This window comes from Streptomyces sp. NPDC088354 (assembly GCF_044753585.1).
GTDB lineage: Bacteria > Actinomycetota > Actinomycetes > Streptomycetales > Streptomycetaceae > Actinacidiphila.
The window spans coordinates 99,444-112,642 of the sequence record NZ_JBIVNJ010000020.1 but is presented as its reverse complement, the minus strand read 5'-3'; the positions used below and the strand labels follow the sequence as shown (position 1 = coordinate 112,642).

The following is a 13,199-nucleotide window of genomic DNA, read 5'->3' as shown; positions in this document are numbered from 1 at the left end:
CACGGATGAAGAGGTGGGCCCCCGGCTCGTTGCGCATTGGTGTCCTGCATGTCGGGCTCTCCTTCGCGCTCGGCCGGTGGGTCGCCCCCGCCCTGCCCGTCGGCCAGGATCGCCAGGATCAGTCGGTGTGGGGCCAGTGGGGCCCGATGCTGTGCGACCCGGCACGCCGTATCAGCGCCGGCTGGTGGTATCCCGAGGACCAGGTGTCCTTGGCAGATCTGCTGGCCTGCGTCCTGCCCGTCTTCCGCGATCCCCGCGCAGGACAGGCGCTTCGCCTGCAGATGCAGTACGCGATTACTGCCACAGTCGACGGAGGGTTCGTCGAACAGCGGATCATGAGCGGAGCTGCCGGACTGGAGCATGTGCTGTGGAAGGAGTTCGTGCTCACTGGTCGACTGACGGAAGCCGAGTTCATGTCGCACGCCTGGCCGGTGCATAGAAAGCTGCGTACGGTCCTGACAGACGCAAGCGTAGATCTAGTGGTTTCTGAAGACGGTCTTCAGCCGTCCCAGGCGAGGGTGGCGTCGACCCGGTGGCGTCCGCCGTAGGAGACCATGCCGGCGTAGCACGGGTTGCGGAGAATCTTGCGGACCATGGTGGCCGACCATTGCGCCGCGGCGGGTGGCATGACTTTGCTGTCGTTGAGTTTCCTGGCGAGGCTGTAGGCGGACTCGCCGCTGAGGAAGTCGTCGAAGAGCGCGGTGACAACCGCCGCTTCTGCGGGGAGGGTTTTGCGCTTGTCGTGGCCCTTGCGGATCCATCCGTAGGCGATGCGGCCCTGGATTTTGCCGTCCTGGGCGGTGGCGAGGTGCATGCGGGCGACCCGGCGGGCGGTGTCCTCGGAGGATTTCAGCGCCATGACGCACATCATCCGGGCCATGTGCCGGTCACTGTCGTTGATGAGGTTTATGCGGCCGCCGGCGGCGCCGATCACCGGACGTTTGACGTACTCGACGATGTCGATGAGGTCTTCCAGATCCCCCGGCTGGCGGACCAGGCGGTCCGGGTTGTAGAGGATCACTCCGTCGATGACGCCGGCTGCGAGATCACTGAGGAGTTCTCGGAACTTCGGACGGATGACGACCCAGTCGATCGTCCCGTCGGCGCGTACGACCTTGCGCTTCTTGAACGCCGAGGTGTCGTTCTCCTTGTAGATCTTGGCGAACGGTCCCCAGCGCAGCCGTGCCCGAGTGTCCTCGGCATCTTCCTCCTGGCGGTCGACTCCTGCTTCGATGCCGAAGCGGTCGGAGGAGATCCGCAGAGAGGCAGCCGGCCGTTGGGGGAGTCACGCGGCCGGCTCGTCGTTGACGTTCAGGGTGACGCGGCCGCCGCGTGCCTGCGGCGGAATGAGTATGTCGTCCCACTCGTTCGGCGTGGACATGGGGTGATCGACTCCGGTGACCCGTGCCTTCCGATACCAGGCCCTTTCGTCGGAACCTCGCGTTCGGCCAGGGCGGAGAGGGCGGCTGTGATCCCCGTCCCCCGAGGGGGATACTGGCGCCCATGCGAATCGACTTCGATCCCGAGGCCATGGGCCGCAACCCCTTCTACAAGCTGCTGACCTCGGTGGTCGTGCCGCGGCCGATCGCGTGGGTGTCGACCCTGAGCGAGGCGGGAACGGCGAACCTCGCCCCGCACTCCTTCTTCACGGTCGCGTGCGTCAGCCCGCCGGTCGTGCAGTTCACGTCGGTCGGCCGGAAGGACTCGCTGCGCAACATCGAGGAGACCCGGCAGTTCGTCGTCAACCTCGCCCCCGAGCACCTCTTCGAGCAGATCAACGCGACCGGGACCGACTTCCCGCGCGGCGTCAGCGAGTTCGACGAGGTCGGCATCGCCCGTGAGCCCAGCCACGCGGTCAAGCCGCCGCGGGTGGCGGCCTCCCCGGTGGCCCTGGAGTGCGAGCTGCACAGCACGGTGACCCTCGGCGACTCGACCGTCGTCTTCGGCCGCGTGGTGCACGCCGCCGTCTCCGAGGCCGTGATGGCCGACGGCCAGCCGGACGTCCGCAAGCTGCGTCCGCTCGCGCGCCTCGGCAAGGACGAGTGGGCCACGACGGGCGAGGTCCTGGAGATCTCCCGCATCCGCTACGCCGACTGGCCCGGCGCACGCCAGGGCTGATCCGCCGGACCCGGTCGCACCGGCTGGGGGCACCTCGGGCAACGTTCGCCGGGGGCCGGGCGCCGCCTGGCCCCCGGCTCCGTGATGAACGGTGTCCGCCTTGAGCCGCCGCGGCGCCGCTCCTCGACCGCTACCGGGTGACCTGGTGGGGCTCGGCATCCCTGCCGGGGTCATCGACCGACGGGCCGCGCACCAGGCACGACGACGGCGGCCCCCACGTGCTGCGTGCGGAACTGCCCACGGGACGCCGGAGCAGGGCTGGGGGTTCACGGCGTCCGGTGGACCCCGCTGCACGCCCGGGTCGACGGTGAGCCGAGTCCGTGGCCCTCGCGCACCACCTGGCACGGAACGCGCGCCGCTCGGACGAAACGAGGTGCCGGCGGGCCGACGTCCACGAGGGCCCGCAGGAGCACGCGTTCAGGATCGACCGCGAGGTCGTCACGCGGCGTCGCGCACCTCGGTGCCGGGGTGAAGGGGCGCCCGGCCGCGCGGTGAGCGGCGCCGGCGGCGGCGGGCCCAAGCGGTGAACACGAGCGCGCCGAGTCCCGTCACCGCCAGGAAGCCCATCGCCAGCAGGAACACCGGCGAGGTGGGGGTGGCGGCGCGGCTGCCCGCGACGACATAGGCCGCCGTGTTGGGGATCGTGCCGAGAGCCGTCGCGACCAGGTACGGCACCAGGCGCGTCTCGGACACGGCCGCGGCGTAGTTGGCCGCCGCGAAGGGGATGCCCGGGAAGAGCCGCATCACGAGCATCGTGCGGAAGCCGTGCCGGCTCAACTGCCGGTCGGCGGAGAGCAGTACGCGGCCCCGCAGCAGCGGTCGCAGGGCATCCCGGCCCAGGACGCGGCCCAGGACGAAGCAGACCGCGGCGGAGATCACCGTGCCGCCGATCGCCGCGGTCAGCCCCCACACCGAGCCGAAGAGCGCGCCGGCGCCCATGCTCAGCAGCGGGCGGGGGACGAAGGCGGTGGCGCAGATGCCGTAGCCGAGCGTGAAGAGCAGGATCGCGGCGAATCCCGTGAGCCGCGCCGGCCAGCCGTCGGCGAGGTAATGCTGCGGCTCCCAGACCACCACGCAGACCCCGGCGCCCAGGAGGAGCACGACGAGCAGCGCCAGTCGGGCCCACGGCGACACGCGCAGGCGCGGGCGGGAACCGGACAGGGCGGGAGCGTCGGACATTCCGCGAGCCTAGCCCAGGAGGATGGCCGTCCGGAGTCCGTCAGTGGTCCCGCGTACGGTGCGCGTATGACATCCCATGTCCCGGCCGCACCGGACAGCGCGCTCGCCGATCTGGTGCTGCCCCGTCTGACCACGGTGTATGCCGCGGCCGCCGATCCGGAACGGGCCGCCTCCGCGGCGGCGTACATGCGCGGAGCCTTCCCCTTTCTCGGCATCGCCACTCCTACCCGGCGCGCATTGTCCCGGGAGGTCCTGGCGGGCATGCCGCGCCCCGGCGAGGACGACTGTGCGGCCGTGGCGCTGCGCTGCTGGGCACTGCCCCAGCGGGAGTACCGCTACTTCGCGGTCGACTACCTGCGCCGCCACATCGGGCGCTGCTCGTCGGCGTTCCTCGGCACCGCCCGGCACCTGGTGGCGACCGAGTCGTGGTGGGACACGGTCGACCCGCTCGCGGCGCATGTCGTCGGACCCCTGGTCGCCGCCGATCCTGCGCTGGTGGCGGTCATGGACGCGTGGATCACCGATGACGACCTGTGGATCGCGCGTACGGCCCTGCTGCATCAACTCACGTACAAGGGCGGCACCGACGCCGAGCGGTTGTTCCGCTACTGCCTGCTCCGGTCCGGACACCGTGACTTCTTCGTCCGCAAGGCGATCGGCTGGGCGCTGCGCGAGTACGCCCGCGCCGACCCGGACGCCGTGCGGGAGTTCGTCGTGTCGGCCGCGGACCGGCTGTCACCGCTGTCGGTGCGCGAGGCGACGAAGCACCTGTGACAGCGCTCCCGTGACTGCGATGCTGGGCGCATGCCCAGCGCCCCGGAACACGACCACGGCCGCGTACGGCGAAGCTACGACACCGTGGCGGGGGAGTACCGGACGCGTATCGCCGGCGAACTCGCGCACAAGCCGCTCGACCGCGCCCTGTTGTCCGCCCTCGTCGAGGAGACGGCCGACGGCGCCCCCGTCGCCGATCTCGGTTGCGGCCCCGGCCATGTGACGGGCTGGCTCGCCGGCCGGGGCGTGCGGGCGGTGGGGATCGACCTGTCGCCGCGGATGGTCGCGCTCGCCCGCGCCGACCATCCCGGCGCCGAGTTCCGGGTGGGCGACCTCCGTCGTCTGCCCGCGGCCGACGGCGAGTTCGGCGCCGCCGTCGCGCTCTACAGCGTGATCCACCTCGCTCCGGACGAACTGCGGCCCGCCTTCGCCGAGATGCGGCGCGTCCTGCGCCCTTCCGCCCCGCTGCTGGTCGCCTTCCACCTCGGCGCCGAGGTCCGGCCCATGCAGCGGTGGTGGGGGCACGAGGTCGACGTGGACTTCCACTTCCTCGCCGCCGCCGACGTCCGCGCGGCCCTGGAGGACACCGGGTTCACCGTGCGGGCGGCACTCGAGCGGACCCACTACCCGCACGAGGCCGAGTCCCGCCGCGGGTACGTGCTGGCCCGGCGCGCGGCGTGACGTGACGTGTACGCGGTCCGGCCCATGTCGTCCGCCGCTCCGGCCTGCCGTGCCCGTCCGTCAAAAATCGTTCGCCCCCGGCCCGTCCCGTGCCGCATGATCGGCGGCATGTTCCGGTACGCCTTCCTCGCAGACGCCTCCGCGGTCGCGGACGCGCCGAAGGCTGCGCCGGCACCGGCTTTCCCGGTCCACGCGTTCGGCGGCGCCCGAACCTGACCCTCCCCGGACAGTCCGGCGGACCCCGCAGGGGGAGGGTCGGCAGGACGCAGGGGTCCCGTTCCGCAGATCGACTTGTCGATGCGTCGATGCATCGATGCGACGACTGACCGAGAAAGCACCGCACCATGCCCAAGCAGGCGTACCAGCGCACCAAGCCGCACCTGAACATCGGCACGATGGGTCATGTCGACCACGGCAAGACCACGCTCACCGCCGCCATCACCAAGGTCCTCAGCGCCCGCGGCTCCGCCGCCTTCGTCCCGTTCGACCGGATCGACAGGGCCCCGGAGGAGGCGGCCCGCGGGATCACCATCACCATCGCGCACGTCGAGTACGAGACGGACACCCGCCACTACGCCCACGTCGACATGCCCGGCCACGCCGACTACGTGAAGAACATGATCACGGGCGCGGCGCAGCTGGACGGGGCGATCCTGGTCGTCTCGGCCCTCGACGGCGTCATGCCGCAGACCGCCGAGCACGTGCTGCTCGCGCGCCAGGTCGGCGTCGAGCACATCGTCGTGGCGCTCAACAAGGCCGACGCAGGGGACCCCGAACTGACCGACCTGGTCGAGCTGGAGGTGCGCGAGCTGCTCTCCGCCCAGGGCTACCCCGGGGACACCCTGCCCGTCGTCCGGGTCTCCGGGCTGAGGGCGCTGGAGGGCGACCCGCGGTGGACGGCGGCGATCGAGGCGCTGCTCGACGCGGTGGACACGCACGTGCCGATGCCGCACCGGTACACCGACGCGCCGTTCCTGCTGCCGGTGGAGAACGTGCTGACCATCACCGGCCGCGGCACGGTCGTGACCGGTGCGGTGGAGCGCGGCACGATCCGGGTCGGCGACCGCGTGGAGGTGCTCGGCGCGGACACGGCCTCCGTGGTCACCGGGCTGGAGACGTTCGGCAAGCCGATGGACGAGGCGCAGGCCGGCGACAACGTCGCGCTGCTGCTGCGCGGCGTCGCGCGCGACGTCGTACGCCGCGGCCATGTCGTCGCCGCGCCCGGGAGCGTCACGCCCAGCCGCCGGTTCCGCGCCGGGGTCTACCTGCTGCCGGCCGCCGAGGGCGGGCGGCGCACGGCGATCGCGACCGGCTACCGCCCGCAGTTCTACGTGCGGACGGCGGACGTCGTCGGCGACGTGGACCTCGGCGGGGCCGGGATCGCGCTGCCCGGCGCGCGGGTGGAGATGACGGTCGAGCTGGGCCGGGCGGTGCCGCTGGAGACCGGTCTCGGCTTCGCCATCCGCGAGGGCGGGCGCACGGTCGGCGCCGGCACCGTCACCGCGCTGCTCGACTAGCGATAGCGAAGGGGCCCGGGCCCGGCCCGGGCCCCTTCCGCTTACCCCCGGGAACGGCCCCGTTCCGCACTGGGACAATGGCCGCGTGGAGCACGACGACGAACGCATTCCGGTGAGCGAGGCGGTGGACTTCGGCGCGGCGAAGCTGCTGCCCGACGTGGACCGGCCCGCCGGCTGGCTGCTGACCGTCGACGGGGCCCCGCAGTCGTACGTCGACCTCGACGACCCGACGCATCTGGAGTTCGAGTACACCCGGCGCCTGGCCTACGTCCTGGACGAGTCGGCCCCCGCGGGGGAGCCGCTGGACGTCGTCCACCTCGGCGGCGGTGCCCTGACGCTGCCCCGCTACACCGCCGCCACCCGGCCCGGCTCACGCCAGCACGTGGTCGAGGCCGACCGGGCGCTCGCGGACCTGGTCGCCCGGTGGCTGCCGCTGCCCGCGGGCGCCGACGGGCTCACCGTGGCCACCGAGGACGCGCGCGGCTGGATGGAGGCGGCACCGGACGCCTCGGCGGACGCCGTCGTCGCCGACGTCTTCGGCGGCTCGCGGGTGCCCGCGCACCTCACGTCGTACGAGTTCCTCCGCGAGGCCGCGCGGGTGCTGCGTCCCGACGGCGTCTACCTGGCGAACCTCGCCGACTCCGCGCCCTTCGACTTCCTGCGGCCCCAGATCGCGGGCCTGGACGCCCTGTTCGGCGAGGTCTGCCTGATCGCGGAGCCCGGCGTGCTGCGGGGCCGCCGCTTCGGCAACACCGTGCTCGCCGCCTCCCGGCGGCCGCTGCCCGTCGCCCGGCTCACCCGGCGCACCGTCGCCGACGCCTTCCCCGCCCGGGTCGTCCACGGCGACGCCCTCGCGGTCTTCCTCCGGCGGGCACGTCCGGTTCACGACAGCGACGCGGTGCCCTCCCCGGAACCGCCCGGCGGGTCGTTCGGGATCGGCTGAACCACCGGCGCGGGCCCGCCGCCGGCCACCTCGGCGGTGGTGTCCTTGCGCCGCAGGGCGCGCACCTCGGGGGCGAGCAGGACGGCGCCGGTCAGGAGCACGGCGAGCCCCGCGCATCCCCACAGCGCCCCGGTCAGGCCGAAGGCGCCGGCCGCGGGGCCCGCGAGCGCGGTACCGAGGGGGATCATGGACACCGACCCGAACCAGTCGTACGCGGCGACCCGGGACAGCTTGTCCTCCGGGATCTCCTGGCGCAGCGCCAGCATCCACGTCACGCCGAAGACCTCGATGGAGAGCCCGGCCACGAGCATCGTCGCCGCGAGGAGCGGCACCGGCAGCACCAGCGCGAGCGCCACCGCGGGCAGGGCGAACGGGAAGACGCAGAGCGTGCCCGCGAGCAGGATGCGCCGCGGGCGCCAGCGCAGCATCAGGAATCCGCCCAGGATGTTGCCCACGCCGAACGCGGCCAGCGCCGCTCCCCAGGGGCCCGCGCCGCCGAGTTCGGCCTGCGACACCAGGGGACCGTAGACGGCCTCCGCGGCGACCATGACCGCGTTGACGACGGAGAACTGCACGACGATGCCCCACAGCCAGCGCCGCGACGCGAACTCCCGCCATCCGTCGTGCAGATCGCGCAGCAGGCCGCCGCCGGGCGTGGCCGCGGCTGCCGTCCGCGTCACCCGCAGCAGCGCGCGCAGCGACGCCGCGAGCGCGAAGCAGGCCGCGTCCACGGCCAGAACCCACCCGGGGCCCACGAGCGCGATGAGCGCCCCCGCGAGCGCGGCGCCGCCGACGTTGGCCCCGTTCACCCCGAGCCGGAACACGGCGAAGGCGCGGCCGGCGTGGGCGCCGTCGACGGTGGACAGCAGCATGCCCTCGTTGGCGGGCGCGAAGAACGCGGTGCCGGTGCCGCCCAGCGCGGCCAGGACCGCCATCTGCCAGATTCGGGCCTCCCCGGAGATCACGAGCAGTGCGAACACGCCCTGGGAGACCGCGTTCAGGCAGTTCGCGGCGACCATGACCCGGTGCCGGGGCAGCCGGTCCGCGACCGCGCCGCCGATGAGCAGGAAGACCACCAGCGGTACCGTGCGTGCCGCCGCGACCAGTCCGACGTCGGTGGCGTCGCCACCGGCCCGCAGCACGGCGAAGGCCGAGGCGACCACGGCGCCGGAGGTGCCGAGGTTGGTCACGAACGCGGCCGCGGCCAGCAGCCGGAAGTTGCGGCCGGCCCAGTCGGGGAACCGGAAGCGGAGGCGGGGAGGGCGGGAGGTCGTGGGGGTCACCCGGGGACTATCGCCGCCCGGGCGGTCATCTGCCAACCGTATATCGTGCGCGCTCGCCGGCCGGCGTGCGGGCCTCAGCCGATCAGGCGGACGCTGTCGCGCACCTTCGCGATCGTCTTGGTGTCCGGGGCCCCCTTGAAGCTGTCCACGACCAGGATCCAGGAGCGGACCTCCTTGTCCTTGCCGAGGAAGGTGAAGCTGTAGGCGGTGCCGTCGGCCGCGCACTTGCCCTTCATGCCGGTCGCGCGGGTGCTGGAGACCCAGCCGCTGACCCCCTGGCCGTTCTTGTGGGCACGGGTCGCGGACTGCGTGAGCTTGGTGCCGCCCTCCTGGTTGTACTTGGCGTACGCCCAGTTGTAGGCCTCGTTGGCGGCCTCGGACTGCAGGCTCTTGGCGCCCTTGCCGCCCTTCACCCCGGCCATGCCGCGCTGGTCGGTGCCGCACCAGTCCTCGTCGAGGGTGGCGGCGCCGCCGGTGACGATGCGGTTCTTGTCCCACTCGTAGCCGATGAGCAGGCCTGCCGCCTTCACCGTCCAGTTCGGGGGGACGTCGTAGGCGACACCCATGTCGCCGCGGACGACGGTCCGCCAGCCGGGGACGACGGGCTTGATCGCGCTGTCGCCGGGGTTGCCGCGCGCGTCGTCGGCGCCGGGGCCGTCGTCCGACGCGGTAGGGGACGGCGGGGCGGAGGACGTCCCGCCCGACGGGGTCGCGGAGGCCGCCGGGGCGCCGCTCGCCGACGGGCCGGCCTCGGGGCGGCCGGAGTCGTCCCCGGTGAGCTTCACGGCGATCAGCACCCCGGCCGCGGCGACCGCCGCGGCGGCGACCACCGACACCGCGACGGCCAGGCCCCGCCGGTTGCCGGGCGGCTTGGGCCCGCCGGGCCCGCCGGGCAGCGTCTGGGCGCCCCACGGCGGGGGCGGCGGCTGGTAGGCCGGGTGTTGCTGGGGCGCGTACGGCGACGGGAACTGCTGCGGGGGATGCTGCGGATACTGCGGTCCCCCCGGCTGCTGCGGATACTGCGGTCCCCCGGGCTGCTGTTCTCCTGGCCACATGGCTCGAAACACTAGGGGTTGCGGCCTCCCGGTTCCATGGATCGCGTCATTACCAGCTGGTAACATCCGGCCATGTCCGAGAACCAGCCCCAGATAGCCGAGCTCCTGACGGCCACCGTGCCCATGGTCCGCACCCTGAACCTCGAGTACGAGGAGACCACCGCCGAGCGCGCGGTGCTCCGCCTTCCCGACCAGGCCGATTACCACAACCACGTCGGCGGCCCCCACGCGGGCGCCATGTTCACCCTCGCCGAGTCCGCGAGCGGTGCCATCGTGCTCGCCGCCTTCGCCGACCAGCTCTCCCGCGCGGTGCCTCTCGCCGTCCGCGCCGAGATCTCCTACAAGAAGCTCGCCATGGGCCCGGTCACCGCCACCGCCGAACTCGGCCGCCCCGCCGCCGAGATCGTCGCCGAACTCGACAAGGGCGAGCGCCCCGAGTTCCCGGTCACCGTCGCGATCCGGCGCGAGGACGGCGCCGTGACGGGCGAGATGTCGATCGTGTGGACCCTGCGGCCCAACTCCTGACGCACGGGGGCCCCGGGGTGGGCCACCCCACAGGCACGGGAACCGCGCCGGGCCGTACGTCGGATACGCTGCAACGACGTGCGCGCCCGGCGCACCGGCACCCGACCGCCCCAGGGGAAGGAAGCGGCCTTGCACGTCCAGGAGTGGCTCGGGACGATCCCGCCCGTCAGCATCTATCTGCTGGTGGCCCTCGTGATCGGTGTGGAGAGCCTGGGCATCCCCCTGCCGGGCGAGATCATCCTCGTGAGCGCGTCGCTGCTCGCCTCGCAGGGACATGTCAATCCATGGGTGGTCGGCGTCTGCGCCACGGCCGGGGCGATCGTGGGCGACTCCATCGGCTACGCGATCGGCCGCCGCGGCGGACGTCCGCTGATGGACCGGCTCGGCCGGCGCTTCCCCAAGCACTTCTCTCCCGGCCACATCGCGACCGCCGAGGCGTCCTTCGAACGCTGGGGCATGTGGGCGGTGTTCTTCGGGCGCTTCGTCGCGCTGCTGCGGATCTTCGCCGGGCCGCTGTCCGGTGTGCTGCGCATGCCGTACTGGAAGTTCCTCGTCGCCAACGTCCTCGGCGGCATCGTGTGGGCGGGCGGCACGACGGCCGTCATCTACTACGTGGGCATCGTCGCCGAGCCCTGGCTCAAGCGCTTCTCCTGGGTGGGCCTGGGCGCGGCCGTGCTGATCGGCCTGGCGTCCTTCCTCGTCGTACGCCGCCGGGCCAAGGCCGCCGCGGCCGCCGTCGTGGAGCCCGCCGAGGAGACGGTCGCGGCGACGGCCGAGTGAGCCGCCGGGCTCAGCCCGCGGCGTCCGCCGTGAACGCGGCGCGGTGCGCACTGGCCAGCTGCACGTAGTGCTCGGCGTTCAGCCGGACCATCTCCCGCTCCTCCGCCGTCAGTTCCCGCCGCACCTTGGCCGGCACCCCGGCCACCAGCGAACCCGGCGGCACGCGCATGCCCTGCGGTACGAGGGCGCCCGCCGCCACCAGCGAACCCGTCCCGATGCGGGCGCCGTTGAGCACCGTCGCGCCCATGCCGACCAGCACGTGGTCCTCCACGACGCAGCCGTGCACCACCGCGTTGTGCCCGATCGTGACGCCCGCGCCGATCACCGCCGGGAAGCCCGGATCGGCGTGGACCGTCGCGTTGTCCTGCACATTGCTGCCCGCGCCGAGGCTGATCGGCGCGCAGTCGCCGCGGAGCACCGCGTGGTACCAGGCGCTGGCGCCTGCCGCCATCGTGACCTCGCCCAGCACCACCGAGGTCGGCGCGGCGAAGGCGTCCGGGTCGACGCGGGGCGTGTGGCCGCCCACGGCCGCGATCAAGGCTCTCTCCGTCATGGAGATCACCGTAGCCCCGCGATTGCGGTGATCGCGGGGAGGGTAGCGCCTACAGCGTGCTGAAGTTCTCCGATGATGTGATCGCCGCGCTGGAGTCGGGCGCCCCGGTCGTCGCCCTGGAGTCGACGATCATCTCCCACGGCCTGCCCCGCCCCCGCAACCTCGAGGTCGCCCGGGAGCTGGAGGCCGCCGTACGGGACGGCGGAGCCGTGCCCGCGACCATCGCGGTCCTCGACGGCGTGCCGCGCGTCGGCCTGGACGACAAGGAACTGGAGCGCGTCGCCCACGACGAGCGGATGCGCAAGCTCGGCCACCGTGATCTGCCCGTCGCCCTGGCCACCGGCGCCGACGGGGCCACCACCGTCTCGGCCACCGCGTTCCTGGCCGCCCGTGCCGGACTGCGCTTCTTCGCCACCGGCGGACTCGGCGGCGTGCACCGCGGCTGGACCCACGAGCAGGACGAGTCCGCCGACCTGCGCCTGCTCGCCGAGACCCGCATCACCGTGGTCTGCGCCGGGGTCAAGTCGATCCTCGACGTCGCCGCCACCCTGCAGCGGCTGGAGACCCTCGGCGTCACCGTCGTGGGCTACCGGACCGGGGAATTCCCCGGCTTCTACCTCAGCCGCTCCGGGCAGCCGGTCGACTGGACGGTGGGCACGCCCGAGGAGGTCGCGGCGGTCATGGCCGCCCAGGACGACCTGTGCGGGCCGCCCGCCGCGATCGTCGTCGCCAACCCCGTGCCGGAGGAGGAGCAGCTCGACCCGGAACTCCACGACCGCGTCCTGGCCGAGGCGCTGGACGCCGCCGAGCGCGACGGCGTGACCGGCCAGGCCGTCACACCGTTCCTCCTCGGCCGGCTCGTCGAGGGCACCGCGGGGGCCAGCCTGGAGGCCAACCTCGCCGCGGTGCGCGGCAATGTGCGCCTGGCCGCGCGGCTCGCCGTCGCGTGGTCCGAACGCGGCACACATCACACCTGATCGACCGGCCGCGCACCACGGCCCTCGGTACCGTGAGCGGGTGCCGAAAAACGAGAACCTGTTCTCCCCGTTGGGGGCCTGGCGCCGGCGCGCCACCTCCCGCCTGGTGCACCGCGGCTGGCGCTGGGTCCAGGGCGCCGGAGCGGTGACCGCGGACCGTCCCGGGCCGCTGCGCTTCGGCCGCATCGGCACCGGAACCCGGCTGGCGTTCCCCCAGGGCACGATCTTCGGCGAGCGCTGGATCCACCTCGGCGACTACTGCATCATCGGTGAACAGGTCACCCTCACCGCGGGCATGATGCCCGGCCTCGACCTCGGCCCCGACCCGGTCGTCCGGCTGGGCGACGGCGTCGTCCTCGGCCGCGGCAGCCATGTCATCGCCTCGCGGCCGGTGGTGTTCGGGAACGACGTCTACTGCGGTCCGTACGTCTACGTCACCAGTGACAACCACTCCTACGACGATCCCCACGAGCCCATCGGCCGGCAGTGGCCGCGTTCCGCGCCCGTCGAGATCGGCTCCGGAAGCTGGCTGGGGGCGGGCGCGGTGATCCTGCCCGGAGCCCGGATCGGGCGGAACGTGGTGGTCGCGGCGGGGGCGATCGTCCGGGGCGAGGTCCCCGACCACTCGGTGGTGGCGGGCGCACCGGCGCGCGTCGTGCGGCGCTGGGACCCCGAACGCGGCTGGGAGCCCCCGCTGCGCACCCCCGCGCCGATGCCGGTGCCCGCGGGGGCGACGCACCAGCAACTCGCCGCCCTGGCCGCGCTCGTCGAGCTCGAACCGGAGGGGTGACCGCCGCCCCGCACGGCGTGCGCG

At 73.2% G+C, this 13,199-nt stretch carries 15 protein-coding genes; 10 read left to right on the top strand and 5 right to left on the bottom strand.

Annotated features, from left to right (window positions below; genetic code table 11):
• Nucleotides 1–5 precede the first annotated feature (5 nt).
• Nucleotides 6–548 (top strand): hypothetical protein, encoded by a 543-nt coding sequence (locus tag ACIP98_RS26290; RefSeq protein WP_401978206.1) that lies wholly within the window; start codon nt 6–8, stop codon nt 546–548.
• Here the strand turns inward: ACIP98_RS26290 and ACIP98_RS26285 are convergent.
• Complete coding sequence (locus ACIP98_RS26285) at nt 500–1,255, bottom strand: recombinase family protein (RefSeq protein ID WP_401978235.1); 756 nt, start codon at nt 1,253–1,255, stop codon at nt 500–502. The two genes, ACIP98_RS26290 and ACIP98_RS26285, sit on opposite strands and share 49 nt — an antisense overlap.
• A gap of 248 nt (nt 1,256–1,503) precedes the next feature.
• Here ACIP98_RS26285 and ACIP98_RS26280 point away from each other — a divergent pair, with 248 nt between their 5' ends.
• Nucleotides 1,504–2,118: a flavin reductase family protein gene (locus ACIP98_RS26280; protein WP_319666041.1), complete on the top strand. Its 615-nt coding sequence runs from the start codon at nt 1,504–1,506 to the stop codon at nt 2,116–2,118.
• 438 nt (nt 2,119–2,556) lie between these two features.
• Here ACIP98_RS26280 and ACIP98_RS26275 read toward each other — a convergent pair whose 3' ends face one another.
• Nucleotides 2,557–3,297 carry a TVP38/TMEM64 family protein gene (locus ACIP98_RS26275; protein ID WP_319666042.1) on the bottom strand — a complete coding sequence of 247 codons (741 nt, stop codon included), beginning with the start codon at nt 3,295–3,297 and terminating at the stop codon, nt 2,557–2,559.
• A 66-nt stretch (nt 3,298–3,363) separates the two neighbouring features.
• Between ACIP98_RS26275 and ACIP98_RS26270 the strand changes: the two genes are divergently transcribed.
• From ACIP98_RS26270 to ACIP98_RS26255, 4 genes are all read left to right on the top strand, one after another.
• Nucleotides 3,364–4,071 carry a DNA alkylation repair protein gene (locus ACIP98_RS26270; RefSeq protein WP_319666043.1) on the top strand — a complete coding sequence of 236 codons (708 nt, stop codon included), beginning with the start codon at nt 3,364–3,366 and terminating at the stop codon, nt 4,069–4,071.
• 30 nt (nt 4,072–4,101) lie between these two features.
• The gene (locus ACIP98_RS26265) at nt 4,102–4,752 is read left to right on the top strand and encodes a class I SAM-dependent methyltransferase (RefSeq protein ID WP_319666044.1); all 651 of its coding nucleotides are present in this window, start codon (nt 4,102–4,104) and stop codon (nt 4,750–4,752) included.
• A 344-nt stretch (nt 4,753–5,096) separates the two neighbouring features.
• Nucleotides 5,097–6,269: an elongation factor Tu gene (tuf, locus tag ACIP98_RS26260; RefSeq protein WP_401978203.1), complete on the top strand. Its 1,173-nt coding sequence runs from the start codon at nt 5,097–5,099 to the stop codon at nt 6,267–6,269.
• Between the two features lie 85 nt (nt 6,270–6,354).
• Entirely contained in the window at nt 6,355–7,212 is an 858-nt protein-coding gene (locus ACIP98_RS26255) for a spermidine synthase (RefSeq protein WP_401978200.1), read from the top strand.
• Here the strand turns inward: ACIP98_RS26255 and ACIP98_RS26250 are convergent.
• Together ACIP98_RS26250 and ACIP98_RS26245 are read right to left on the bottom strand one after the other, a co-directional pair.
• The gene (locus ACIP98_RS26250) at nt 7,152–8,495 is read right to left on the bottom strand and encodes an MFS transporter (RefSeq protein ID WP_401978198.1); all 1,344 of its coding nucleotides are present in this window, start codon (nt 8,493–8,495) and stop codon (nt 7,152–7,154) included. The genes ACIP98_RS26255 and ACIP98_RS26250 overlap by 61 nt on opposite strands.
• Before the next feature lie 74 nt (nt 8,496–8,569).
• Nucleotides 8,570–9,550: a hypothetical protein gene (locus tag ACIP98_RS26245; RefSeq protein WP_401978196.1), complete on the bottom strand. Its 981-nt coding sequence runs from the start codon at nt 9,548–9,550 to the stop codon at nt 8,570–8,572.
• 72 nt (nt 9,551–9,622) lie between these two features.
• On the opposite strand from ACIP98_RS26245, the gene ACIP98_RS26240 reads away from it, so the two are divergent.
• Together ACIP98_RS26240 and ACIP98_RS26235 are read left to right on the top strand one after the other, a co-directional pair.
• Nucleotides 9,623–10,075 (top strand): DUF4442 domain-containing protein, encoded by a 453-nt coding sequence (locus ACIP98_RS26240; RefSeq protein ID WP_319660738.1) that lies wholly within the window; start codon nt 9,623–9,625, stop codon nt 10,073–10,075.
• Between the two features lie 129 nt (nt 10,076–10,204).
• A complete protein-coding gene (locus ACIP98_RS26235) occupies nt 10,205–10,855 on the top strand; it encodes a DedA family protein (RefSeq protein WP_319660737.1) in 651 nt (216 codons plus the stop codon).
• 10 nt (nt 10,856–10,865) lie between these two features.
• On the opposite strand, the gene ACIP98_RS26230 is transcribed toward ACIP98_RS26235, so the two are convergent.
• Entirely contained in the window at nt 10,866–11,408 is a 543-nt protein-coding gene (locus ACIP98_RS26230; RefSeq protein WP_319660736.1) for a gamma carbonic anhydrase family protein, read from the bottom strand.
• A 56-nt stretch (nt 11,409–11,464) separates the two neighbouring features.
• Between ACIP98_RS26230 and ACIP98_RS26225 the strand changes: the two genes are divergently transcribed.
• Nucleotides 11,465–12,385 carry a pseudouridine-5'-phosphate glycosidase gene (locus ACIP98_RS26225; RefSeq protein WP_319660735.1) on the top strand — a complete coding sequence of 307 codons (921 nt, stop codon included), beginning with the start codon at nt 11,465–11,467 and terminating at the stop codon, nt 12,383–12,385.
• Nucleotides 12,386–12,425: 40 nt separating this feature from the next.
• Nucleotides 12,426–13,175 carry an acyltransferase gene (locus tag ACIP98_RS26220; RefSeq protein WP_319660734.1) on the top strand — a complete coding sequence of 250 codons (750 nt, stop codon included), beginning with the start codon at nt 12,426–12,428 and terminating at the stop codon, nt 13,173–13,175.
• Nucleotides 13,176–13,199 lie beyond the last annotated feature (24 nt).

Bases quoted from the DNA above. Each gene is read 5' to 3' on its own strand.
- ACIP98_RS26275 (WP_319666042.1), bottom strand. From the start codon at position 3,297: ATGTCCGACGCTCCCGCCCTGTCCGGTTCCCGCCCGCGCCTGCGCGTG.
- ACIP98_RS26230 (WP_319660736.1), bottom strand. From the start codon at position 11,408: ATGACGGAGAGAGCCTTGATCGCGGCCGTGGGCGGCCACACGCCCCGC.
- ACIP98_RS26270 (WP_319666043.1), top strand. From the start codon at position 3,364: ATGACATCCCATGTCCCGGCCGCACCGGACAGCGCGCTCGCCGATCTG.
- ACIP98_RS26290 (WP_401978206.1), top strand. From the start codon at position 6: ATGAAGAGGTGGGCCCCCGGCTCGTTGCGCATTGGTGTCCTGCATGTC.
- ACIP98_RS26240 (WP_319660738.1), top strand. From the start codon at position 9,623: ATGTCCGAGAACCAGCCCCAGATAGCCGAGCTCCTGACGGCCACCGTG.
- ACIP98_RS26265 (WP_319666044.1), top strand. From the start codon at position 4,102: ATGCCCAGCGCCCCGGAACACGACCACGGCCGCGTACGGCGAAGCTAC.
- tuf (WP_401978203.1), top strand. From the start codon at position 5,097: ATGCCCAAGCAGGCGTACCAGCGCACCAAGCCGCACCTGAACATCGGC.
- ACIP98_RS26245 (WP_401978196.1), bottom strand. From the start codon at position 9,550: ATGTGGCCAGGAGAACAGCAGCCCGGGGGACCGCAGTATCCGCAGCAG.
- ACIP98_RS26280 (WP_319666041.1), top strand. From the start codon at position 1,504: ATGCGAATCGACTTCGATCCCGAGGCCATGGGCCGCAACCCCTTCTAC.